Here is a 24,010-nt window from a genome sequence, read left to right on the forward strand (position 1 = left end):
AGGCTAAAACTTGAAACAAAACTCACACTTAATAAATGATGATATTTCAACCCTTTTAAAACAAATAACTATTCCAGCTAGCACAGGTATGTTTTTTAATACTATGTATAATGTTGTAGATACCTTTTATGCTGGATTAATTTCAACCCAAGCCATCTCTGCACTTTCACTTTCGTTTATGATATTTTTTACAATAATTGGTCTTGGTTACGGTTTCTCATCAGCAATTACAGCTTTAATAGGAAATGCAAGTGGAAGATCAAAAAGATTTTTGGCTTCACTATATGCTCATAAGGGAATCTTCTTTATGCAGCTAATAGCTCTTGCTTTAACTCTTGTTGGTTTTTTAATGTCTCCATATCTATTCACTCTTTTAGGAGCTAGTGGAGCTTATATGGATATGGCTTTAGACTATATAAATATAATCCTAGCTGGAACAATCTTCTTTATGACAAACTTTGCATTAAATGCAATACTTGTTTCAAGGGGAGATACAAAATCATATAGAAATACTTTAATCTTTGGATTCTTTGCAAATTTGGTTTTAAACCCTTTATTTATATATGGATTTTTATTTATTCCAGCTATGGGAATAAAAGGAATAGCCCTTTCAACAGTTTTAATACAACTTATAAATGCTCTTTATCTTCTTAAAAAAGTTATGGATACAAAACTTGTGCACTTTGAGAAAATAAACTATTTTTTCCCCCACAAAAAAGTATATAAAGAGATGATAACACAAGGTATTCCTTCTTCAATGAATATGCTTATTATGTCTATAGGTTCGCTTATTTTAATGTACTTTGTATCCTTATATGGAGTAAAGGCAGTTGCTGGATATGGGATAGGTTTTAGAGTTGAACAAATTATGCTTTTACCTGCACTTGGACTTAGTTCTGCTGTATTATCATTAGTTTCAAATAATTATGGAGCAAGAAAATATGATAGGGTTCAAAAAACAGTTAATAAAGCTTTAAAATATGGTTTTATAATAGCCTCTTTTGGAATAGTTTTTTTATATGTCTTTGGAAAGATGATTGTTTCACAGTTTGATTCTGACCCTATTGTAATTGGCTTTGGATATGACTATCTAGTAGTTGAAGTATTAATTTTCTATGCTTATGTAGTTCTATTTATCTGTGTGTCAACACTACAAGGAATTAAAAAACCTAAGATGATTTTATACATAGCTTTATATCGACAAATCATAGCAAAATATGCTATTGCTTATGTTCTTGTGATTTGGCTTGCCTTGGAGTATATTTATCTTTGGATGGGTGTATTGGTTATGATTTATTCTGCAGCAATCTTTGCATATATTTATACGCAAAGGTTACTAAAAGAGGTTTGTATTAAATAAATACTTTATTTATATAAAGCTCTAAAAGAGGTTCTATTAAAGCTTCTTTTGCTTCTTTAAAGTCTATATCGTTTTCCTTGCATAGTTTCTTTAAAGTGTTTCCTATAGTCTGCTTTTTATTTAAGCTTTTTAACAAGTAGTAAATAATAGGGTTTATCTCTCTATAGACTATATCATCTGTCTCAAAATCATAGTATATCACTAAAAAGTTTTCTCTTTTTGAAGTGAAATCTTTATTTATCAAATCATATTTAAATCTTTTAATTCTAGTACTTTTACTTAATTTATAGCTATTTTTATAAGAAAACTTCTTCTTTTTTTTCTCTTTATACTCTTTCATATAAAGTTCAATTTCTATCCAATCATAATAAAGAAGTTCATAGATATATTTTTTATCATCGAAAAGTTTGTTTTTCTTTACAAACTTTCTATAGTCATTTGCCATTTGCCATACAAAAGGAGTCTCTGGAGTATCTTTCATAAAAGCTTTTATTGAAGACACTAAAGTTTCTTCCTCTACTAAATCAATAAAAAGAGGAAAAGAGTTTTTTATAACTTCATGGTATCTCATATAAACAAGCTTTTGATAAACAGCTACGGAAGAGTTTTCTACCTCATCAGTTTGTGTTAAAAGGTTATCTAAAAACCTTTCTTGAATATCTTTTTCTAGTATCTTCTTAGGCATTTTGTGTCTTTCTCACTATATTACTCATTTGAATATACTCTTTTTCTAACTCACTTAATGGAGGAATATTATTATCTCTTTCTATCATAACAGGAGCGCTGACTTGTTTTAAAGTATATTCTAAAAGCTTCCATGCACCACTTGCAATAGGCATTCCATGAGAATCTATTTTTAAACCCAGTTCTTCATCATTATAATGCCCTGCCATATGCATATATGCAATTTTACTTTTATCAATTTCATCAATAAATTTTCTAGCTTTAAAAGAGTGATTTACAGAGTTTACAAATACATTGTTTACATCAAGAAGCATTTTAGCACCAGACTTTTCTAAAACCTCGTTTATAAAATCAACTTCTCGCATCTCTGCATAAGGAACATAATAGTAAGTTGCATTTTCAAGAATCAAGTTTCTTTGAATAATATCCTCAACTTCTTTTACTCTATCACTAATAATTTGAACCATTTTTTTAGTCATTGGTACAGGCAATAATTCATAAGATTGCTTACCATTCATAGAAGAGAAAGAAAGATGTTCAGAATAATATTCTATTTCATATCTATCTAGAAAAGTTTTCATCTGTTTGATGAATTTTTTATTTAATCCATCAACAGATCCAATAGACAAAGATAAACCGTGTGCGACTGTTGGTCTTGAAAATACAGCTTCTTCAAAAGCTTTTTCATAAACCTTAGGCATATGCATCCAGTTTTCAGGAGTAACTTCCCACCAATCTGGTTGGAAATCACTACTTTCAACATCTAGTAAAAAGTCACTTCTTAGGCCTAAGCCACACCCTTTAATGTTTATCATTTACTTGTCTTCACCATTTCACCCACACTTACCAGCGCCACAAGAACCTTTAACTTTTTGTTTAGCTTCTTTCATTGCTTCACCTTTGTCGTTTGCACCACATTTACCAGCTCCACAAGCTCCAGAAGCTTTTTTACCTGCATTACCTTTCATCTCATCTTTAGAACCACATTTACCAGCTCCGCAAGCACCTTTTTTTTCCATTTTTTTAGCTTCACCACCACATTTACCAGCTCCACAAGAACCATTACCTGCGTATGCTCCCGTACTTGATAATGCTGCACCTAAAAGTACACCAGCTAATTTTAATTTTGCTTTATTTTTCATCTTTATCCCCTTTTTTAGTATAATGATTATATTTACTTATTTTTAAATTTACTTAAAAATATAAAACTATTTCTCAACAGCTTGAACTTCAACAATTAGTTTTACAGTTTCACTAACTGCAACCCCACCAAACTCTAAAGCTTTGTTCCATTTTAGTCCAAAGTCCATTCTATTTACTTTACCTTCTAATGTAAACCCTACTCTATTGTTTCCATCAAAATCTTTTACTGTAGCAATATCTTCAACTTCAAGTTCTACTTCTTTTGTAATTCCTCTCATTGTAAGATCACCAACCATTACACCTTCATCTCCATCTTTTTTATAAGATTTCATTTTAAATGTAATCTCTGGATATTTTTCAGCTGCAAAAAAATCATCACTTCTTAAGTGGTTATCTCTTTTTACAATACCAGTATCAATTGATGTTGCTTTAATTTTTGCTTCTAAAGCATTAAAAGTTTTTGTATCATGGTCAAAGTCAATCTTTCCATCATAGTCAGTAAAGTTACCTTTTACATTTGTAATCATTAAATGCTTTACTGAAAAACCTACATCAGAGTGTCCCTTATCTAAAGTATGTGGTGTCGCATTTGCAAGTGAAAGTGCAAGTACCGATGATAATAAGATTTTTGTTAATGACTTCATCTTAGTCTCCTTTTTTAATATCTACTGAAATTTTAATAAAGTTTTGTTAAGTTATTGTGTAGCAGCTGTGTAGATTTATTTTTTTAATGTATGATATACTTTACTTATGAAAATTTTACTACTAGAAGATGATTTAATATTAAATGAAATAATCGAAGAGTTCTTACAAGATTTAGGATATGACGTTACTTGCGTGTATGATGGGATGAAAGCAAGTGAGATTATGTATGATGAACAATTTGATTTATTAATACTTGATGTTAATGTACCAAGTATTACAGGCTTTGACTTTTTAAAAAGTTTAAGGGATGAGTCTATTACTACTCCTGCTATTTTCATTACCTCTTTAAACTCTATTGAGGATATTGAAGAAGGCTTTAATGTAGGAGCTGATGATTATTTAAAAAAGCCATTTGAACTAAAAGAGCTTGAACTTAGAATAAACAATATAAAAAGACTTCTTCATCTTGATTCAGATGAGTTAGTTATTGGAGAAGGTATTAATTTTAATACAAAACTAAACTATATTGATTATGATGGAATTAAAACAAAGTTACCATTAAAAGAAGCACAAGTTTTGAAATATCTGTTAAAAAACACTAATAGATGTGTTTCTCAAGATGAACTATCATCAAATATCTGGTCATATGAGTCTGCACCTACATCTTCAACTATAAGAACATATATAAAAAATATAAGAAAGATTGTAGGAGAAGAGTATATTGAAACAATAAAAGGGGTTGGTTATAGATTTAACAAGAAATGAGAAGACTACATTCTTTAGATTCCTAGGTTTATACCTAGGTTCTTCTTTTATTCTTCTAACTATTATATTCTGGCAGTTTTATAAAATAGAATACAAACTGTACTATGATTTAGTATCTTCAAATATGCAAAATATTGCCTCAAAAATATCAGCAAATATAATCTATGCAGACATGTCAAACCTTGCAATTGATACATCTAAAATATCAGATACAATTCAATACAAATATGCCTTATATGATAAACAACACCAGAAATTAGCTGGAAATATTGACATAGATGTGGATATAAATGCCCCCATTCAAAAAATCAAAGGTGATTATATTTTAGTTGATAGCACTCCACGTGGTCACCTTGGAGTTTTTCATATAGCTATTCAAGAAAATAGTTTTAAAAAGATTAGGACAGAACTTCTTGAAGATATGGTTTTTTATTTTGTAGTAATTTTTTCACTTATTTCACTTGTTGGTTACTACTTAGCAAATCTATTTATTAGCCCAATTATTAATGAAAGAAGAAAACTAAATACCTTTATTAAAGATACAACCCATGAGCTAAATACTCCTATTACAGCTATTTTGATGTCCACTGGTAAAAATGCTGCACTTACAGAAAGAAATATGGAAAGAATTAACCTAAGTGCAAAAAGAATTTCAGAAATATATAAAGACTTGGTTTATCTATTTTTACAAGAGAATAAAAGAGTTATAGAGCCAACAATTTTACAACTTGATACTACAATTCTTGAGCAATTGAAATATTTTGAAGCCTTTGCAAGTAAAAAAGGTCTTAAAATAACCCATGATTTAGAAAGAACTACTTATAAAATAGATAAAGAGAGTTTTATAAGAATGTTCAATAATATCGTATCAAATGCTATTAAATACAACAAAATTGGTGGAACTATAAATATTACACTAAAGGAAAATATTCTAAAAGTAGAAGATAGTGGAATAGGTATAAAAAAAGATAGATTAAAAGATATCTTCAAAAGATACTACAGAGCTACTAAAGAACAAGGTGGCTTTGGAGTTGGACTAAATATTGTTCACCAAATCTGTAAAGCTTATAATATAAAAGTAGATGTTAAATCCACTGAAAATGAAGGAAGTACTTTTATTTTCAAATTAAACAAAAAAGAAGAGAAGTTTTAAAACTCATCTTCTTTATGGTAGTACTTATTAACTCCATTAAAGCCTTCTAAAAAATATAAAAAGAAAGTTACATCTTCTATCTCTTCTTCTGAGACTTTTCCTTTCATACTAGGCATTGTTTCAAAGTGTCTAATTACACCTTCTAAACAGATTGTTTTAGTTCTATCTGGATTATATAAGTAATCTTTTACAAAATCCATTGCTTCTAAAAGCTGAAACTCTATATCATCCCTACTTCCAATCTGGCTTTTTAATCTAAAAGAAATCTCATTTCCAGTGGGAGCTTTTAGGTTTAGAAGTTTATTATCCTCTTCTATAAAGTTTTTCATAAGTAGTTGAATATCCATAGATTTTACATGACATTCACTACATTTATTTTCAAAGACCTTTTCCCCTTTATTGTAAGTTTCTCTATCAAACTCATCGGGTAAGGCAACCAAAGAACTTATCATTAAAACTATTAATATTAAAACTTTCATAACAATTCCTTTGCATTTTAATAAAGTATATTGCTTTTATTTATAATCAAACCTTAGATTTTTCAATTAAATAATATCGGTAAATATTGAAAAAATAGGCATGTTTCAAAAACTTTTGATTAAAAATAAGATAAAATAATTAGAATTTAAATTAAATCAAATAAAAGATAGCGAATGAGTCCAGCAAAAAAAATATTTTTTTTATGTCTAGCATTAATTATTTTAATCGTTTTATGTGTAAATACACACCTTGAAAAACTAGCTAAAAATGCAGGAATAGAAACACAACAAGAACCTAAAACTATAAACTTAAATACAGAAATCAAAAAAGTTGAAAAAATTGAAGAAACACCTACTTTAGAGCCTATAAAAGAAACAGAGTCTAAAGAAATAGAAACTGTAGATACTACAGAAAAGAAAGATGAAGAATTAAATACAAGCTCTAAAACTGAGAGTTCAGAAAATCAAATAAAAAATGAATTAAAAACAACAAATGAAGAAACTGCTGAAAAAGTAGTTGAAGAAAATGAAGAAAAAACAGAAGATGAGCCTTTAATTACAACTGATAAAAAATATAAAAGAACAGGCAATGAAAAGCCTATTCAAGAGATGTCAATCAATACTCAACTTTTACAAATTAGAATTAGAGATTACGTAACAAAATATCCAATTACTTTTAGAACATCAAGTAATCAAATTACGAAAAAGAGTTTAAATACAATTAGTACAGTAGTAAAGATTTTAAAGAATTATCCAAATTTAAAAATAGAAGTTGCAGGACATACTGATGCTGCTGGTTCTAAAAAGTATAATCTTGGAGTTTCTGTAAGCCGTGCAGTTGCAGTTAAAAAGCAAATGATTGCTTATGGTTTTGATAAAAATAAAATAAAAGCAAGAGGATATGGAGAAAACATTCCTATTGTAGAAAATAATCAAAATGGCTACTCAAAAGTAAATAGAAGAGTAGAGTTCAATATTATAGAGGAATAACATGGTAGAAATAGCATCTCAAATAGTTTTATGTTTAGTAATTGCAGCATTAATAGGTTTTTTTATTGGCCTAATTGTTGGAAAACTTATTGGTGAAAAAAATAAAAGCTCTATTTATAGTGCAAATACAGTTTCCCATGTTGGGGCTCAAAGTAATATCTACAATAAGCCTCTAATTAGGAGTGCCCCTAGACCTATGGGAAAGGACTCTTTACAAGAGATTGAAGGAATAGATAAAAATCTAGAAGTAAAACTAAATGAAATTGGGATTTTCCATTTTGATCAAATTGCAGAGTGGACACCAAAAAACTGCAAGTGGATTGAAGAACACCTAAAACTTGAACATAAACAAATTGAAGATGAAAACTGGCTAGTTGAAGCTAAAAACTTATCTAAAAACCCAAAAATAAGATAAAACTTCTTTCTTCAGATGATGAGTTAAGACTCATCATCTAAATCATAATTATAAAACTCATCATAAGCATCATAATCAACTGTGAAAACTTTTTGATAACCTAACTTTACAAGCTCTGTATCAACATTCTCTTCAGATAGCCTATTTTTAACACTTTCTAGAACCTTTTGAATATCTTCTTCTTTTATATCATTGGCTCTTAATTCATAAACATAAGACTCAAGCATTTTATTTCCTTGAAATTAGCGTATCTGCTAAAGTAATAAAATCATTAAAAGATAACCTTACTGTTCTTAATGTAATATCTTCTAAAGTTATCTTATTTTGTGATATTAAACCAGCTGCTCCAAGATAATCTTTTCGCAGTTTAATACAATCAACAATCTCATAAACCACCCTATTTAAAGGGTTTTCAAATTCATATCTTTCAATGAACTCTTCATAATAACTTGCCACTTTTTATCCTCATAATCACAGCAAACTACCATTAATAAAACCTAAGTTTTCTTGTTAGTATTAAGTATTCACTTTTGTGAATACACCAAACCTTAAATCTACTTTTTTAACTGTTTATAAAGTGCAGTTAAATCACCTAATACCCAAATACTAACTATCTTGTTATCTTCAAATTTAAAAAAAGAAGCCCCATTGTATTTGATTCTATTATTACTTGCTTCAAACTCAAATAGTTGTCCTTTATGAGTTCCATTGTAAACTGCTTTTACAGCAATACAATTGTTCTCTTCAACCATTGTTTCAATGCCATGATAGAGATTAGGAATTCCAGTTAAAACCTTATCCATATACTCTTCAAACTCTTTTTTACCTTTTGTATCAATATTTAAAGACCCATGAAATTCAATATCTTCATGAAATAAAATATCAATATACTCTTTGTTTTGTTTATTCCAAAGTTCTTCGTAATACTCTTTTACAAGAGTTTTATTAGTTTTTGTTTTCATTTTCTTTTTTTAATAAATTTTTTAATACATACAATACACTTTTTACAGACTTTACAGTTGTTGTTTCCTCAACTGTATGGTAACCAGTTGTAGGTAACTGTAGAGTTGTTCCTTGTATTGAACCTTTTGACTCTTTTACTATTCTTCCAAGCTCTGTACTTCCTAAAGATAATAAAGGAAGATTCTCTTGGCTTAAAGACTTATTTATCTCTTGAATAAAATTATCCTTACAAGAGAAGGCAATATTATTTTTATGACAAAAGTTCTTTAAAAGCTTCAATAATGGAGATTTAAACCTTGCATTTGCATCTCTATTTCTTAAAACTACATCTTGAACTTCTGCTTCTTCTCTTGTATTATATGGACTTGTATCCAAAACTAATAGTTCTGAAGTTGTTAATTCATTCTTCTTAAACCAATCATATACAAATCTCCAACTTCTCCCTGCCTCTTCTTGTGCAGTAAAGAAAGCTGTACCTTGGTAACCATTTTGATATAGATAAATTATTATTGCTGCAGAGATTACATTGTCTAACTGCGCACTTATTAATTGTGAATCTATTTCTAACTTATCTACAAAAGCAACTGGTGTTCCTGGAAGCAAATGTTCTAAACCTTTTATTTTAAACATAAGGTTGTCAATTTGCTCATTCATATAAACTTCTGTTATCTGTCCAATTCCTAGATAACTTCCTGACCAAGGTTCATATGCTTGAACCTGCTGATTTATAAACCTAGATGAGATAGCTTGATATGTTTGTTCTGAAACAGAGTTCCCTTTTAAGTCAATTCTGTTTTTACTTTGAAAAGCAGCAAATTGAAACTCATTTGGTCCTGTACAAACTAAACCATGTCTATCTATATGTGCACTTAGCATCCCTGCTGTTGGTTCATCACCTTGCGCAACTAATAAACCATCATAATACTCTGTTTTTATTCCTAACTCATCTAGTTCTCGTTTTAAATATAAGAAAAATGAGTGTTCATACCCTATTACTGATGGTACTCTAATTAACTGTTTTAATGTATCTAGAAAAGAAGTATAATTCTCAACATCTTCAATCAATTTTGTTGACTTCTCAATAGATAATTTCCGAAATCTCATTTTTATGCCTTTTAAAATTGCATAGAATAAGGCATCCTAAATATTTAGTTTGTAGGCTCTTCTTTTTCGATTGTAGCCTCTAAAGCCTCTTCAACTTGTGCTTGACAAGCATATAATTTAGTTTCACATTTCGAATTACACTCTTCAAAAGAACCATTTTTCTCTTCACATTGAGTAATACATTCATCATATTGTTTTTCACATGAAGCATATTTATCTTCAATTGTTTGTTCAAAATCTGTATTTGCATTTAACATTGCAATTGATAAAAAAGCTAAAAAAGCAATTTTCTTTAACATTTATATGTCTCCTATATTAATAAGACTTTTTATTTAAACGTACTTAGATATTTCAAGTACACCAAAAAGGAAACCAAAAGGCACTCTAAAGTGCTTTACTTAGCTTTCCGTAATCAAGTTCCTTATTCTATATTGGAATTATAAATCCAAATTTTAGAAAAATACTTAAAAATTTCTTAAAGTGATTTTGCCTTAATAGAAAGTGGCTTTTTTTGAGCCTTTATTTAATAATTTTTTTTAATTGTAATTTTGATTTTTTTATGAAAAAGTAGAAAAAAGCTAAACTTTTTTGAAAAATTTAGCTTTTATATTAATTTTTGATTGTATCTATAAAGTTTTTTGTGCAAGTATTTATCATTGAAAAGACTTTGTCAAAGCCTTCAAAACCATCAAAAAAGTATGGGTCAGGAACATCTTCCCCATCATAACCATAGTCACCTAGTTTTAAAACATTTTTACAACCAAGATTTTTTAGGTTTTGAACATTTGAATCATCAAGTCCAATTACATAATCAAATTTTTCAAAATCTTCTGTTTTTACTTGCCTTGCTCTTTGTTGTGAAATATCAAGACCATTTTGACGTGCAACTTTTATAGAGTTTTCACAAGGAGGTTCACCAATATGCCAACTCCCTGTTCCTGCACTTTCTACATCGATATCAAGACCTTTGTCTTTGATATATTGTTTTGCTGCACCTTCTGCAAGGGGTGACCTACAAATATTTCCTAAACAAACAAAGATTATTGATTTACTCATTTTTTCTTTAGTCCTATATCTATATATTTTCTGATTTTTTTAATCTCTGATAAATCCATCTCATGCTCAATTTTATCTTTTGAGTCATTTCTGTACTCATCTCCCCATGGAGTAATAATTCCACTTCCCTTTGCCATATTATCATCTGCACCATTTGCAGTTAATACATAACATTGATTAGCTACAGCAAGAGCTTTTGTCATAGTTTCAAAGTGAGCTTTTCTTTTCACTCCCCACATAGATGGGTTTAAAATTAAATCTGCGCCTTGAACTTTTAACCAAAATTCTGGAAATCTAACCTCAAAACAGATTAAAGTGGCTACTTTAAGTCCATCTATATCAACTATCTTCATGTTTTCTAATTTCCCTTTAGTGAAATAATCAGGTTCATCACCTAAAGGAAATAGTTTGTGTTTTGATTGAGTATGTACTATTTTTTTATTATGGAAAATATATAGAGTATTATAAAACTCTATATCCTCTTTTTCAATAAGTGTTATTGCAATAGTTTTATTCTCAGAGTATTTTTTTAGCTTCTTTATAGCCTTTTGAGCAAATTCTGCTGCTTCGTCCATTCTTTCATATGCAAAACCTGTTAAGCATACTTCAGGAGCTAAAATAAAAGAACCATCTTCACATGATTGAATCTGTTCTTTTAATTTTTTTAAATTCTTTTTAAAATCGTCACTTGTTTTAGTTTGCAGTGCTACTAAGTTCATCTTTCGCTTCTCTTATTAAGTTATTTAATTGTCTTTCATACTCTTTTGCTTCATTTTCATCAGTTGATTCAAATCTTGTTACAAGTACAGGAGTAGTATTTGATGCTCTAACTAATCCCCAACCCTTATCAAAAATCACTCTAACACCATCAACATCAATGATATCTCTGATTTTTGGGAAACCTGCAGGTGGGTTTTGTAATAGAGTTTTTAATTTATCTATTAAGATAAACTTCTCATCCTCTGTTGTTTCAACTTTAATCTCTTCAGTAGAGTATGTTTGTGGTAAGCTTTCTATTTCTTTATCAATATCCATTCCATTTTTGATAAGCTCTAAAGTTCTAAATGTTGCATAAATTGCATCATCAAAACCATAATATCTATCATTAAAGAAGATATGTCCAGAAACCTCAGCTGCTAAATGAGCATTTACCTCTTTTAGTTTTACCTTTAAGTTTGAATGCCCAGTTTTATACATATGAGCTTCACCTCTTTGATTTATAAGGTCATACATTACTTGAGTACATTTTACTTCACCTACAACAATAGGGTTCTCAATATCTTTTGAGAACAGTAAAGCCATAATGTCACCTTTTACATTATTCTTTTTCGTTAAAAATGCAATTCTATCTGCATCTCCATCGTAGGCAAACCCATATTCAAAATCACCTTCTAGTCTCTTTTTAATATCAACTAGGTTCTTTTCAACACTAGGGTCTGGGTGATGATTTGGGAATGTTCCATCTGGTTCGCAATATAAACCTTCATAATTCAATTGTAGTTTATCTAAAAGAAGTGTCAAAACGGTGTCAGCCACGCCATTACCGCAGTCAATAATGATTTTTTCTTTCATTCCTTTTAAGTGAGAAAACTCTTTTAACATATAATCAACATATAAAGATTTAACATCAATTTCATAGGCTTTATCATTATCATCAACCTTTATATTTGAAGCAATGATTTCATCACCTAAAGAGTAAATATCTTCAGCAAAGAAAGGTTTTTTATCAAAAGTAATTTTAAATCCATTATATTCACTTGGATTATGGCTTCCAGTTATCATAATAGAGGCACTTGGTGTTATATCATTGTTTTCAATATTAAAAGTTTGATAGTTTGCAAAGTAGTTTATTCCAGTTGCTACCATATGCATATTTAGTACTTTACATCCAGAAGCATTTAATCCACTTGCTAAATAAGAGAAAAGTTCAGGTGAGTGAGTTCTTGCATCATAACCTATTGCAACATAAGAGTTTTCACCAAACTTTTCAAAAACTTTCTTACCAAAAAAGTATCCAATAAGTTTTACAGACTCTTTATTTAATTCACTACCAACTATTCCTCTAATATCATACTCTCTAAAGATTGATTTATTTACCATGATTAACCTTGAAAAAATTTTGAGAATTATAACAATTATTGTGTAGTAAAGAAATTAAGAGATATAATATTAAATGCAAAAAGAACTGACAAAAAATATAAAAATATTATATGTTGAAGACGATGATATCGCTAGAGAAAACGGTGTTGAGTACCTAGAAAACTACTTTGATGAAGTTTATGAAGCAAGTGATGCTTTAAGTGCTTTAAAGATATATGACAAATATAAACCACATATTATTATTACTGATATTCAAATGCCAAAATTAAATGGTTTAGAGTTTGTAAAAAGAATAAGACAAAAGGATAAAGAGACACAGGTTATTATTCTTTCTGCTTTTTCAACAAAAGAGTATCTTTTTGAGGCAATTGAACTACAACTTGTAAAATACCTTACTAAACCTATTTGTGAACATGAACTTGATAAAGCCCTTGAAATATGTGTTGATACATTAAGAAACTCTAATTCAAATATTATAAAACTGGATGAAAACACTACTTTTGATACTTTTAACCAAGTATTACTTATGAACAAAGAGATAGTTAAAATTAGGAAAAAAGAGCAAGACCTTTTATATCTACTTTGTAAAAACCTAAATAGATTTGTGACCTATGAAGAGATAGAAAACTATGTTTGGCAAAATAGTGTTATGAGTAAAGATGCTTTAAAAACTGTTATTAAAAACCTTAAAAATAAAATACCTAAAGATTTAATCATAAATCTTTCTGGAACAGGTTATAAAATTGAGCCTAGATAGTTTAACAGTAATTCTTCTTTATGGAATAACTTTTGGTATTGTTATTATGACAATTGCCTATACTTTTATTAGATATATCTACTCAAAAGAGATATTTTATATCTCATATTGTTTGATGCAGGTCTTTTCTCTTATTTATATAGTTTCTTATAGTTCTTTATTTGATATTCCTCATTTTATGGAACAAATCTCTTTACTATTTGCAACCTTACTAGCCCTTGTTTTTGCCATAAACTTTTATGAGGGAAAGTTTATTCCAAACTCAAAAAGCCATAAAGACTTGATAATAAATACTTTACTTTTAAATATAGTTATTCTAACAGCCTTTTATCACTATATTCTTTTTGAGTATTTACCTTTTACAATCATTTATGCCATACTTTTTATCTCTGTGATTTTCAATATTAAAAATGTTGGACCAACACTTATTTATACTGCTGGTTGGTCAATATTTTGTTTTACTCTTTTTGTTTTTGATTTTAAAGACTATTATGAACAAAATCACCTTTTAGATATCGTTCTTATTGCTTTTGCTATAGAAGCTATTTTATTTACCTTCTCTGTTTCTCACAGATATAATCGTCTTGAACAAAAAAATGAAAACTTTGAAAATATGCTTTTACAACAATCAAAAATGGCAAAAAGTGGAGAAATGCTAGCAAATATTGCCCATCAATTTAGACAACCACTTAATAATCTTTCGTATATTTTGATGAATATAAAAAAGCGATATGAAAATGAAAAACTAGATGAAAAGTATTTCCATAAAAAATATTCTCAAGCAAAAGAGCAGTTAGAGTTTCTTTCACATACAGTTGAAGAGTTTAAAGAGTTTTATACCCCTTCAAAACAGAAAGAAAAGTTCTTAGTTAAAGATGCTATTTTAAATACTATGTCTATTTTAAATGAAGACTTGAAAAAAAGAAATATCAAATATACACTTAACTTTTTAAAAGATGAAAATGTACAAATCTTTGGAAGTAAAAATGAACTTTCACAAGTTATTCTTTCACTTGTTTCAAATGCAAGTGATGCTTTAAAAGATATTGAAAAACCTCTTATTGAGATTAATGTTGATTCAACTTCAGCAGATGTAATAATCAATATAAAAGATAATGGAAAAGGAATTAATAAACGAAGTCAAGAAAAACTATTTGAGCCATACTTTACAACAAAAGAAGAAGGTACAGGCTTAGGACTTTATTTATCTAAACTTATTATGGAAAAGAGTTTTAATGGAAAGATTGAATTAAAACCTTCAAAAGAAGGAAGTTGTTTCTCCCTTCTTATTGAAAAGGCTATTTAAGTAAGTCCCTTCTTGGGTACATAAAAGATACTTCTCTTATAACACTTACTTCTTTATTCTCTTTAGCGAAGATTCTAATCTTTGCTTTATAAGGAGTGTCTTTTCTATTTGTTGAAGCTAACTTTCTAGTAGTATTTAAAATCAATACTGTTTTAAGTCTTTGTTTTGGCTCTAATTTAAGTGCTCTATATCTTTTCACTTCAAATCTTGGGTCAAGAACTTCTACACCAAATGTATACTCTTTTTTATTTGTATTATGAATAGTAAGTAAATAGTTGTTTGTAACTGTCCCTTCTTTAATACCATATAGTTTTGTTGTTTTATTTACATTTACTAAGAAATCTTCTTTTTCACCAGCAAAGAATACAGCTAACAGTAAACAAGCTAAAAGTGATACCATATAAACAATATTTTTCATTGCAAAAAGTGGTGACCTCTTTTTATTGATTACAGTGTTTGTACTTCCCCAGTCAATCAGTGATTTTTTCCCAAGTTTTCCCATAACTGTTGAACAAGCATCAGAACACTCTAAACAGTTGATACACTCAACTTGTAAACCTTTTCTAATATCAATATGAGTAGGACAAATTTTTACACAAGCTTCGCAAGTAGTACACTCTTGACTTCCAGCCCATTGTTTAACATCAAATATAGATTTAGCACCATTTTCATAAATGTCTCCACCTCTATTTGTATTATAAACAACTTGTTTTGTGTCATCATCATAAAGTGCTGATTGAATTCTTGAATATGGGCATACATAAGTACAGAAATGCTCTTTCATAAAAACAATATCATATATTAAAAATAGAGCTGTACTTACTACAAACATTATCATAAAGAAGTGTTCATGTGGATCCATTACATATCTAAAGAAGTCTTCTGGTGGAACAAAATACCACATGAAGTTCATAGATGCAACTAATGATAAAATACCCCAAATAGTTAAAGAGATATATTTTTTTATTTTTGTTGATGTTTTAGAATAGTCAATATCTTTTTGTTTATTTTTAATTCTTCTTAGACCTAAAATCTTTGATTCAATTAAATCTCTATAAATAACTCTAAAGATAGTTTGAGGACAGGCCCATCCACACCAAACCCTACCAAACATAGCTGTCATAGCAAAAATTCCAATAAATAGAAGCATTAATAAAAATGGCATAACATAAAGCTCATTCATATTAAACACTAAACCTAAAAAGTGAAATTGCATTTTATCAAAAGATAAAAGTAATAAATGGTTACCATTTATTTTAATAAAAGGTATTACAAATACCAGTATAGTAATTATTAGATATGTTAAATATCTTCTTTTTGAATAGTTCAAATCAAACCTCCTACAGTTTATAAAAGAAGTCTATTATGAAAAGGTGTTCATTTGGTGGTATAAAGTAAGTTTTTTATATAATCTTTGTTTTAAAGGAGAAAAATAATGATAGATTTTACATCTTTATATATGTTTATAGCTGCTTCATTTCTTTTATGTTTAGCACCAGGGCCTGATAATATTTATGTTTTAACACAAGGTATGACAAAAAGTAAAAAAGCTGCGATTGTAACAACCCTTGGACTTTGTTCTGGCATTGTTATTCACACTTCAGCTGCTGCTTTTGGTATATCAGTTATTTTCCAAACATCAGAATTAGCTTTTAATCTTGTAAAATATATTGGTGCTGCTTATTTACTTTATATAGCTTATCAAGCATTTAGACATAGAAATGACAAATTAGATTTAAGTGTACAAGACTCTAGTAATGAGTTAAAAAAAATGTATGCTAAAGGTTTTATTATGAATATTTTAAATCCAAAAGTATCTATATTTTTCTTAGCTTTTCTTCCTCAGTTTGTAAACCCTGAACTAGGAAATGTGCCTATGCAAATGATTATTTTAGGTTTAGTATTTATGGCTTTAACAGTAGTTGTTTTTTCTTCAATAGGAATAGCAGGAAATATGTTAAGTAGTAAACTAATGGAAAATCCTAGTATCTCTAAGGTTTTAAATATTCTTACTTCTTTTGTGCTAGGTGCTTTAGCAGTTAAATTAGCTCTATCTTCAAGATAGAACTAATTTACTTCATCAGAATAAACACATACATTAAAGTCTTCTACAAAACCATCTTCATCTACACAATGTGTTTGAAAAAAGTTTGCAATGTATGGTTTATTGCAGTGTAATTCAAAAGCCTCTTTTGACTCCCAAATTTCATTAAATACAATAGGAAATGATTTTCCCATTGCATTTGGATGTTCTATATGTTTTGTAACAATATATTGAATACATCCATCTTCTCTAAGTGTTTGAGGTTCAAGTCCTTGTAAAACCTCTAATAACTCTTGTTCTTTACCCTCTTTTGCTTTAAATGAAGCAATACAATAAATCTTTTTTGACATCTATCTTACCTGTCCTGTTCCATAAACTTTATATTTAAATGTTGTTAAATCATTTATTCCCATTGGTCCTCTTGAATGAAGTTTATTTGTTGAAATACCAACCTCAGCTCCAAGTCCAAAAGCACCACCATCTGTAAACCTTGTACTTGCATTTGCATATACACAAGCAGCATCTACTTCATTTAAAAACTTATTTACAATAGAATAGTTTTCACTAATAATAGCTTCTGAGTGCCCTGAACCATATTTTGAGATATGTAAAATTGCATCATCTACACTATCTACGATTTTGATATTTAGTTTGTTTGCTAAATACTCAGTATCATAATCATCATGGGTAGCACATTGAATATCTATAAACTTTCTTGTTGCATCACAACCTTTAAGTTCTGTTCCGTACTTTTCATATGCTTCATGCAGTGGAGGTAAAATATATGCCGCTACATCTTTATGAATAAGTAAAGTCTCCATTGCATTACAAACACCTGGTCTTGAGCATTTTGCATTTATTGCAATCTCAATTGCTTTTTGATGATTTGCATCTCTATCTAAATAGATATGGCAAAGTCCTTTATCGTGTTTTACAACTGGAACAGTTGAATTTTCACTTACATACTTAATAAGTGCTTCTCCACCTCTTGGAACTATTAAATCTACATATTTATCTTGTTTTATTAGGTTTGCAACCCCTTCTCTACTTGAATCGGGAAGTAATGAGATAGCTTGTTCTGGTAGTTTATTTTTTGCTAATACATGTCTTAAAATATTTGCAATGGCTTTATTTGAGTGTTCAGCTTCTTTTCCACCTTTTAATACGCATACATTTCCACTTTTAAAACAAAGTGCAGCTGTATCAGAAGTAACATTTGGTCTACTTTCATAAATAATACCAATTACTCCAATAGGAATAGAAACTTTTTGAATATTTAAACCATTTTCAGTAACCCATCCATCAAGAGTTCTTCCAACTGGTTCTTTTAATGTTGCTATTTCTCTAATAGCATTTGCCATACCTTCAACTCGCTCACCAGTAAGAAGAAGTCTATCTAATAAAGCTTCATCAAGATTTCCAAGTCTTCCAACACTCATATCTTTTTCATTGCAACCTACTATATAGTCACAATTTTCAATTAAAGCGTCAGCCATCTCATTTAATACTCTATTTTTTACTTCACCACTAAGTGTAGCAATCTCTTTACTAACTTTTTTTGATTCTTCTAAAAATTGTTGCATCAATTTTCCCTAATTATTTTTTGATTTGTTATTTTATCTAATTATACTTATTTTAAATATGAAAGTTTTTGAAAAAGAGGAGTTAAAGTAGCAGCAAGTCACTGCTACTTTTAAATATTGTTATTTAATATTATAGTGAGTTTAATTTATCAGCTAATGCTTGTTTAGATTGTGCACCAACTAAAGTATCAACTACTTCTCCATTTTTCATGAATACAATTGTAGGAATTGATCTAACTCCATATTTAACCGCTAAATCTTGTTGCTCATCTGTATTTACTTTACAAATGTTCGCTTTACCGTCAAAGTCTTCTGCTAATTCATCAATTACAGGAGCAAGCATTCTACAAGGTCCACACCATGGAGCCCAGAAGTCTACTAAAGATACACCTTCGTTTACTGTTGCTTCAAAATTATCATTTGTTAATTCAATATATTTACCCATTTAATTATCCTTTTTTTTATTTTAATTGTTGTATATTAACTTATTAGTTGACAATTGTCAAGTATATACCGAATAGTAATATAGGCACTTTTTGGTAACTATAAACACTATAAAAGGCTTGATTATGGAAGCAAAAAACTACAACTGTTTTTTTCAATTAGCAACAGATATGATTGGTGGGAAATGGAAAGCTATGGTTCTTTGGGCACTAAAAAAAGGTGTTAAAAGAAATGGTGAATTAAAAAAGCTAATTCCACAAATTAGCCAAAAGATGCTAACCCAACAACTAAGAGAACTAGAAGAAGTTGGTATTGTAGAAAGAATAGCCTACCCAGTTATTCCCCCAAAAGTTGAATATAAACTAACTAAAAATGGAGAAAAACTTATTCCTATTTTACAAGAGTTACATGATTGGGGGAAAGAGTATGCAAAAGAGCATGATATAGCTATTACAAAAGATGCAAATTGTGTGATTGAATAACCACACAATTTAATATTAAATCTTAACTAAGTATCTTCCTACAGCTTTTCCAGCTAATAGTTTTTCATATGCTTCTTTTACTTCATCTAAAGAGATTTGCGTAGTTAACTCTTCTAAAGTATCAATTGCAAAATCAGAAGCTAACTTTTCCCAAGCAGCTGTTTTCTTCTCAATTTTACACTCAACTGAGTCAATACCAACTAATCTTACACCTCTTAAAATAAATGGAAATACATTTGTAGGTAATTCATGAGATGAAGTTAATCCACAACAAGTTGCTACTCCATCATATTTTACTACTTTTAATGCTTCCGCTAAGATATTTCCACCAACAGTATCAATTACACCATCATACTTTTCACTTCCCATTGGTCTTTTATTTTCAACATCAAAATCAGCTCTTAGGATAACCTCTTTTGCTCCTAACTCTTTTAAGAAAGGAATCTTATCCTCTTTCCCAGAAATAGCAGTTACTGAAAATCCAAGCTTACTTAAAATAGCAACAGCAATACTTCCAACTCCACCTGTTGCTCCTGTAACAAGTACTTCTCCACTTGTAATACCATTGTTTAAAAGCTCATTTACAGAAAGTGCTGCAGTAAGTCCAGCTGTTCCATAAGTCATGATTTCTCTATCAGAAATTCCCTCTGGAATAGTAACCACCCATGAAGCTGGCACCCTTACATATTCACTATGTCCACCATCTGTATTCATACCTAAATCATATCCTGTAACAAGAACTTTTTGCCCTACTGCAAAATCTGAACTTGTTGACTTTTCTACAGTTCCTGCTACATCAATTCCAGTTACATGAGGAAATACTCTTGTAACTCCGGGATTGCCAACTGAGCTTAAGGCATCTTTATAGTTTAAAGATGAGTACGTTGCTTTAATTAATACTTCATTTTCTTCTAATGTTGGAACTTCAATATCTTGAATTCCACACTCAAATTTTTTGTCTTCTAGTTTTTCTACTACAAATGCTTTCATGAATTATCCTTTTAGTTTTTGATTTTTATTTCTTTATATTAAAACTTTAGCTAAAATCAGACAAAGAGACAAGAACTAACTAAAAAGAAATGTACTATCTAAAAAGATAGTTAAGCGAATTAAAGGTATCTATAATGAATAAAAAAATTAAAGAATTAGAAGAAGATATAGTAAAGTGTCCAGTAGAAACTGCACTTGATGTACTTGCTGGTAAATGGAAAATATTGATTTTATGGTATTTAAGACGAGATACCCTAAGATTTAGTGAGCTTCAAAAGATGCTTCCAAGAACAACAGAAAAGATGTTAATACAAAAACTAAGAGAACTAGAAAAAGATAATATTGTCCATAGAGAAGTATATCCTGTAGTTCCACCAAAAGTAGAATATAGTTTAACACCTTATGGGGAGAGCTTAAAGCCTATATTAAAACAGCTATATCTTTGGGGTGAAGTTCATAAAGAGAAGTTTGATAAATAAATGAAATCTTTCTCTCTATTTTTATTTGTAGTTTTATTTTTTTCTGCTTGTTCTTCTATTCCTACAGTTGAAGAAAGAATAACTACTTCAAATGAACTTATAAAAAAAAGACAAATCAAAAAGGAAGTTCTTCATACAAATACCTTCTCTTTATACTCTTTGCAAAAAGCTTCTTCATGCAATACTTTAAGAGTGTATATCGAAGGGGATGGTTTATCATGGGTAAGCAGAACAAAAGTTTCTAATAACCCTACTCCTATAAATCCTCTAGCTATGAAGCTATTTTTAAAAGATAAAAGCTCTTGTAAAATCTACTTAGCACGCCCTTGTCAATATACAAATGATAATAGCTGTGAAAAAAAATACTGGACTTCACATAGATACTCAAAAGAAGTGTTAAGTTCTTATTTAAGCGCCTTAGATTTATTAAAAGAAAAGTTTTTAAATAAAGAGTTTGAACTTATAGGATATTCAGGTGGAGGAGCAATTGCCACACTTATAAGTGCTAAAAGAGAGGATATAAGCTTTTTATTAACACTTGCAGGAAATATAGACCACAAATACTGGACACAAAAACATAATATAAGCTCTTTACATGGTTCTTTAAATCCACCACAGTTTGCTAAAAGTTTAGAGAAAATAAAACAAGTTCACTTAATCGGAGGAAAAGACATTATTATAGATAGCTCTATTTTCAACTCCTACAACTCTTATTTTAAGGATACTTCGAATATAAAACATACTGTTTTAAAAGAGTTTACTCATCAAAAAGGATGGGAAGAAAACTGGATAAGAATATTAAACAATAAATTTTAATTATCAAATAAAATAAACTTACTAAAAATGCTATTACTGAAGAAATTCTACTTTATCTAATCAAATAGTTTCAGATAAACTTTCTTGACAATTCTAAAATAAATTAAAAAAATTATTTAATTATGACTTTCATTTGACTTTCAGATGTTATCGTAAATAAATGAATATTATATTTTGGAGAAAAAATGAAAAATGACTATAAATCAAGATTTAAAATTTTTAAAAGTGGTAAAATTTCAGTTGTAGTTTCAGCACTAGTTGTGAGTATTGTAACTACTAATGCAAATGCTGCTTTACCTTTTATTCTTAATAGTACTGCTGTTGGAGAAACAACAAGTGGAGGACAAATAGTTACAGGGACAATTGTAAATAATGGAATAGTATTACAACTTGGTGGGATACTACAAGATGATACTCATCTTACTAATAATGGGTCATTTGGTGAATATCTACATACTTATGATAATGGCAGATATAATTACAGTATAAATACAGTGAAAGAAACTTCTTCTAACACTACAATAGTTAATAATGGAGACTTATTCTATGGCATCTATGCATATGGTGGATTAGGAAATATTGTAAAAAACAATGGAAATATCTACCTAGATATTATTGATAATAAATCAAACTCAACTGAGTATGAAATAGTTACAAACAATTTCACACAAACATCAAATGGAACACTTCGAATAAAAGTAGATAATAGTGCAGATGCAAATACTCCAAAATACTCTCAAGTTTTTGCAAACAATATTACTTTAGAAGCAGGAACTACTATTGATTTTAATGTAGTAAAAAATCCAAATGAAAAACTTCTTGTAGGACAAACATTAAGAGATGTTTTTAGGGCAAGCAATGAGATTATAGCATCAGATTTAACTATTACAGATAATAGTGCCTTGCTTAATTTTGAAGCTGAATATATAGCTCTTGTAGGTGGTGGACCTGGTGATATCACAATAAAAGCAATTGATTTCAACATAGTAGAAGGTAAATCAATCTTTGATGCAACAAACCCAAATGACAAGCAATCTTCAGATGCTGCAAAAGTACTTGATAAACTAAAAGATAGTGGAAATAACTTAAATGGTTTTATCTCTGCTTTAAATAGTAAAGCAACAGATAAAGAAGTGGCACAAGCTGTTAAAGAAACAACTCCCGTGATTGCTTCTGCAATAGTAAATACTTCAAACCAAGTTCAACAAACAATTGGTAGTGTTATCTCTGGAAGGCAACTTGGTATTAGAGGTATTGGTTTTTCTTCTGGTGCTAATTCAGGGGATTATCTACAAGGTAACTATTCTGCTTGGTCAAAAGTTTTTGGTGCTAAAGCAAAACAAGATGACAAAGATGGTTTTGATGGATATGAGTTTGATTCATACGGTATGGCATTTGGTGCAGACAAAGAGTTTAGTGAAAATAAAAGATTTGGTTTAGCATTTGTTTATGCAAATGGAGATGTTGATACAAACAATGTTGAACAATCTAGTTCTTTAGATATTTATAATTTAGTAGCTTATGGTTCTACTCCTATTTTAGATAAAGATACTATCTTTTTTTATCAATTTAGTTTAGGTATTCAAGATACAACGACTTCAAGAAAAGAGAATACAACAAACTCTACGGCAACAGCTTCATACAATGGTAAGATTGCTAGTGCTTCTGCTAGAATCATTAGAAATATTCAAATCAATGACAAGCTTTTAGTTGTGCCTACAGCTAAAGCTATGTATACATATATGAAAAATCCTGCTTATACTGAAAGTGGTGCTGGAGTATTGAACCTAGCTGTTGATAAATTCTCATCTAAGAACTTTAAAGTTGTGATAGGTACAGACCTAGAGTATAAACTGCAAAATAATTATACTCTTCTTTCCAATGCCATGATTAATTATGATTTAGACCAAGGAGAAAACTCTAATACTTCTTCATATGCAGGAAATTCTAATTTATCATTTACTACACAAGGAATGGAAAATGATAAGTTATCATATGAAATAGGAGTTGGTATTAAGAAAACTATCAACGAAGAGACTGATTTAAGATTTGAATATAATTATGAAGGGAGAGATTCTACTTTCTCTAATCAAACTGTTTCAGCTAAACTTTCTTGGCAATTTTAAAATAAAACTAAAGAAATTATTTGATTATAAACTTCATTTGACTTTCATTTGACTTTCACTTGTTAGAATATTTAAATATTCAATTAACAAGGGAAAGAATAATGAAAAGACTAGTTGATTTTAGCT

At 29.2% G+C, this 24,010-nt stretch carries 30 protein-coding genes; 12 read left to right on the plus strand and 18 right to left on the minus strand.

Annotated features, from left to right (window positions below):
- The first annotated feature begins 10 nt into the window (after positions 1-10).
- A complete protein-coding gene (locus CRV02_RS13620; protein ID WP_129090802.1) occupies positions 11-1,360 on the plus strand; it encodes an MATE family efflux transporter in 1,350 nt (449 codons plus the stop codon).
- Here the strand turns inward: CRV02_RS13620 and CRV02_RS13625 are convergent.
- From CRV02_RS13625 to CRV02_RS13640, 4 genes are all read right to left on the minus strand, one after another.
- Positions 1,353-2,045: a putative DNA-binding domain-containing protein gene (locus CRV02_RS13625; protein ID WP_129090803.1), complete on the minus strand. Its 693-nt coding sequence runs from the start codon at positions 2,043-2,045 to the stop codon at positions 1,353-1,355. The genes CRV02_RS13620 and CRV02_RS13625 overlap by 8 nt on opposite strands.
- Complete coding sequence (locus CRV02_RS13630) at positions 2,038-2,859, minus strand: DUF692 domain-containing protein (protein ID WP_129090804.1); 822 nt, start codon at positions 2,857-2,859, stop codon at positions 2,038-2,040. The genes CRV02_RS13625 and CRV02_RS13630 overlap by 8 nt, the downstream gene beginning before the upstream one ends.
- An 18-nt stretch (positions 2,860-2,877) precedes the next feature.
- Positions 2,878-3,186: a hypothetical protein gene (locus CRV02_RS13635; RefSeq protein ID WP_129090805.1), complete on the minus strand. Its 309-nt coding sequence runs from the start codon at positions 3,184-3,186 to the stop codon at positions 2,878-2,880.
- A 66-nt stretch (positions 3,187-3,252) separates the two neighbouring features.
- The gene (locus CRV02_RS13640) at positions 3,253-3,831 is read right to left on the minus strand and encodes a YceI family protein (protein WP_129090806.1); all 579 of its coding nucleotides are present in this window, start codon (positions 3,829-3,831) and stop codon (positions 3,253-3,255) included.
- A gap of 106 nt (positions 3,832-3,937) precedes the next feature.
- On the opposite strand from CRV02_RS13640, the gene CRV02_RS13645 reads away from it, so the two are divergent.
- Positions 3,938-4,597: a response regulator transcription factor gene (locus CRV02_RS13645; protein WP_129083990.1), complete on the plus strand. Its 660-nt coding sequence runs from the start codon at positions 3,938-3,940 to the stop codon at positions 4,595-4,597.
- Positions 4,572-5,750: a cell wall metabolism sensor histidine kinase WalK gene (locus CRV02_RS13650; RefSeq protein ID WP_129083991.1), complete on the plus strand. Its 1,179-nt coding sequence runs from the start codon at positions 4,572-4,574 to the stop codon at positions 5,748-5,750. The genes CRV02_RS13645 and CRV02_RS13650 overlap by 26 nt, the downstream gene beginning before the upstream one ends.
- Here the strand turns inward: CRV02_RS13650 and CRV02_RS13655 are convergent.
- Positions 5,747-6,229 carry a hypothetical protein gene (locus tag CRV02_RS13655; protein ID WP_129090807.1) on the minus strand — a complete coding sequence of 161 codons (483 nt, stop codon included), beginning with the start codon at positions 6,227-6,229 and terminating at the stop codon, positions 5,747-5,749. The genes CRV02_RS13650 and CRV02_RS13655 overlap by 4 nt on opposite strands.
- A 174-nt stretch (positions 6,230-6,403) precedes the next feature.
- Between CRV02_RS13655 and CRV02_RS13660 the strand changes: the two genes are divergently transcribed.
- The gene (locus CRV02_RS13660; RefSeq protein ID WP_129090808.1) at positions 6,404-7,219 is read left to right on the plus strand and encodes an OmpA family protein; all 816 of its coding nucleotides are present in this window, start codon (positions 6,404-6,406) and stop codon (positions 7,217-7,219) included.
- Between the two features lies 1 nt (position 7,220).
- Positions 7,221-7,634, plus strand: coding sequence for a hypothetical protein (locus CRV02_RS13665; protein WP_129090809.1), 414 nt, complete (start codon positions 7,221-7,223; stop codon positions 7,632-7,634).
- 23 nt (positions 7,635-7,657) lie between these two features.
- Here CRV02_RS13665 and CRV02_RS13670 read toward each other — a convergent pair whose 3' ends face one another.
- The 8 genes from CRV02_RS13670 to CRV02_RS13705 form a co-directional block, all read right to left on the minus strand.
- On the minus strand, positions 7,658-7,861 hold the full coding sequence (locus CRV02_RS13670; protein WP_129090810.1) for a hypothetical protein: 204 nt from the start codon (positions 7,859-7,861) through the stop codon (positions 7,658-7,660).
- 1 nt (position 7,862) lies between these two features.
- Positions 7,863-8,090, minus strand: a complete 228-nt coding sequence (locus tag CRV02_RS13675; RefSeq protein ID WP_128992100.1) for a hypothetical protein — start codon at positions 8,088-8,090, stop codon at positions 7,863-7,865.
- Between the two features lie 98 nt (positions 8,091-8,188).
- Positions 8,189-8,596 carry an ester cyclase gene (locus tag CRV02_RS13680; protein WP_129090811.1) on the minus strand — a complete coding sequence of 136 codons (408 nt, stop codon included), beginning with the start codon at positions 8,594-8,596 and terminating at the stop codon, positions 8,189-8,191.
- Positions 8,580-9,701 (minus strand): peptidase M42, encoded by a 1,122-nt coding sequence (locus tag CRV02_RS13685; RefSeq protein WP_129090812.1) that lies wholly within the window; start codon positions 9,699-9,701, stop codon positions 8,580-8,582. The genes CRV02_RS13680 and CRV02_RS13685 overlap by 17 nt, the downstream gene beginning before the upstream one ends.
- A gap of 44 nt (positions 9,702-9,745) precedes the next feature.
- Positions 9,746-10,000 carry a hypothetical protein gene (locus CRV02_RS13690; protein WP_129083999.1) on the minus strand — a complete coding sequence of 85 codons (255 nt, stop codon included), beginning with the start codon at positions 9,998-10,000 and terminating at the stop codon, positions 9,746-9,748.
- A gap of 310 nt (positions 10,001-10,310) precedes the next feature.
- Positions 10,311-10,757 carry a low molecular weight protein-tyrosine-phosphatase gene (locus tag CRV02_RS13695; protein ID WP_129090813.1) on the minus strand — a complete coding sequence of 149 codons (447 nt, stop codon included), beginning with the start codon at positions 10,755-10,757 and terminating at the stop codon, positions 10,311-10,313.
- The gene (locus CRV02_RS13700) at positions 10,754-11,476 is read right to left on the minus strand and encodes a carbon-nitrogen hydrolase family protein (RefSeq protein WP_129090814.1); all 723 of its coding nucleotides are present in this window, start codon (positions 11,474-11,476) and stop codon (positions 10,754-10,756) included. The genes CRV02_RS13695 and CRV02_RS13700 overlap by 4 nt, the downstream gene beginning before the upstream one ends.
- A complete protein-coding gene (locus tag CRV02_RS13705; protein WP_129090815.1) occupies positions 11,451-12,857 on the minus strand; it encodes a phosphomannomutase/phosphoglucomutase in 1,407 nt (468 codons plus the stop codon). The genes CRV02_RS13700 and CRV02_RS13705 overlap by 26 nt, the downstream gene beginning before the upstream one ends.
- A 73-nt stretch (positions 12,858-12,930) precedes the next feature.
- Here CRV02_RS13705 and CRV02_RS13710 point away from each other — a divergent pair, with 73 nt between their 5' ends.
- Positions 12,931-13,614: a response regulator transcription factor gene (locus CRV02_RS13710; RefSeq protein WP_129090816.1), complete on the plus strand. Its 684-nt coding sequence runs from the start codon at positions 12,931-12,933 to the stop codon at positions 13,612-13,614.
- Positions 13,601-14,920: a sensor histidine kinase gene (locus CRV02_RS13715; protein ID WP_129090817.1), complete on the plus strand. Its 1,320-nt coding sequence runs from the start codon at positions 13,601-13,603 to the stop codon at positions 14,918-14,920. The genes CRV02_RS13710 and CRV02_RS13715 overlap by 14 nt, the downstream gene beginning before the upstream one ends.
- Here CRV02_RS13715 and ccoG read toward each other — a convergent pair.
- The gene (gene ccoG, locus CRV02_RS13720; RefSeq protein WP_129090818.1) at positions 14,913-16,250 is read right to left on the minus strand and encodes a cytochrome c oxidase accessory protein CcoG; all 1,338 of its coding nucleotides are present in this window, start codon (positions 16,248-16,250) and stop codon (positions 14,913-14,915) included. The two genes, CRV02_RS13715 and ccoG, sit on opposite strands and share 8 nt — an antisense overlap.
- Before the next feature lie 105 nt (positions 16,251-16,355).
- On the opposite strand from ccoG, the gene CRV02_RS13725 reads away from it, so the two are divergent.
- The gene (locus CRV02_RS13725) at positions 16,356-16,985 is read left to right on the plus strand and encodes a LysE family translocator (RefSeq protein ID WP_129090819.1); all 630 of its coding nucleotides are present in this window, start codon (positions 16,356-16,358) and stop codon (positions 16,983-16,985) included.
- A gap of 2 nt (positions 16,986-16,987) precedes the next feature.
- On the opposite strand, the gene CRV02_RS13730 is transcribed toward CRV02_RS13725, so the two are convergent.
- From CRV02_RS13730 to trxA, 3 genes are all read right to left on the minus strand, one after another.
- Positions 16,988-17,314 (minus strand): putative quinol monooxygenase, encoded by a 327-nt coding sequence (locus tag CRV02_RS13730; RefSeq protein WP_129090820.1) that lies wholly within the window; start codon positions 17,312-17,314, stop codon positions 16,988-16,990.
- A complete protein-coding gene (locus CRV02_RS13735; RefSeq protein WP_129084008.1) occupies positions 17,315-18,547 on the minus strand; it encodes a glutamate-5-semialdehyde dehydrogenase in 1,233 nt (410 codons plus the stop codon). It abuts the gene before it with no gap.
- Positions 18,548-18,677: 130 nt separating this feature from the next.
- The gene (trxA, locus tag CRV02_RS13740) at positions 18,678-18,992 is read right to left on the minus strand and encodes a thioredoxin (RefSeq protein WP_129084009.1); all 315 of its coding nucleotides are present in this window, start codon (positions 18,990-18,992) and stop codon (positions 18,678-18,680) included.
- A gap of 124 nt (positions 18,993-19,116) precedes the next feature.
- Between trxA and CRV02_RS13745 the strand changes: the two genes are divergently transcribed.
- Entirely contained in the window at positions 19,117-19,473 is a 357-nt protein-coding gene (locus CRV02_RS13745) for a helix-turn-helix domain-containing protein (protein ID WP_129084010.1), read from the plus strand.
- A 15-nt stretch (positions 19,474-19,488) separates the two neighbouring features.
- Here the strand turns inward: CRV02_RS13745 and CRV02_RS13750 are convergent, their stop codons facing one another.
- Positions 19,489-20,463 carry a YhdH/YhfP family quinone oxidoreductase gene (locus tag CRV02_RS13750; RefSeq protein ID WP_129090821.1) on the minus strand — a complete coding sequence of 325 codons (975 nt, stop codon included), beginning with the start codon at positions 20,461-20,463 and terminating at the stop codon, positions 19,489-19,491.
- 134 nt (positions 20,464-20,597) lie between these two features.
- On the opposite strand from CRV02_RS13750, the gene CRV02_RS13755 reads away from it, so the two are divergent.
- The 3 genes from CRV02_RS13755 (at position 20,598) to CRV02_RS13765 (ending at position 23,884) form a co-directional block, all read left to right on the plus strand.
- Complete coding sequence (locus tag CRV02_RS13755; protein WP_129090822.1) at positions 20,598-20,942, plus strand: helix-turn-helix domain-containing protein; 345 nt, start codon at positions 20,598-20,600, stop codon at positions 20,940-20,942.
- A complete protein-coding gene (locus CRV02_RS13760) occupies positions 20,943-21,758 on the plus strand; it encodes an alpha/beta hydrolase (RefSeq protein WP_129090823.1) in 816 nt (271 codons plus the stop codon). It abuts the gene before it with no gap.
- Positions 21,759-21,943: 185 nt separating this feature from the next.
- On the plus strand, positions 21,944-23,884 hold the full coding sequence (locus CRV02_RS13765; protein WP_129090824.1) for an autotransporter outer membrane beta-barrel domain-containing protein: 1,941 nt from the start codon (positions 21,944-21,946) through the stop codon (positions 23,882-23,884).
- The last annotated feature ends 126 nt before the right edge of the window (positions 23,885-24,010 follow it).

The organism is Arcobacter sp. CECT 8989 (assembly GCF_004116715.1).
In the GTDB taxonomy this organism is placed as follows: domain Bacteria; phylum Campylobacterota; class Campylobacteria; order Campylobacterales; family Arcobacteraceae; genus Halarcobacter.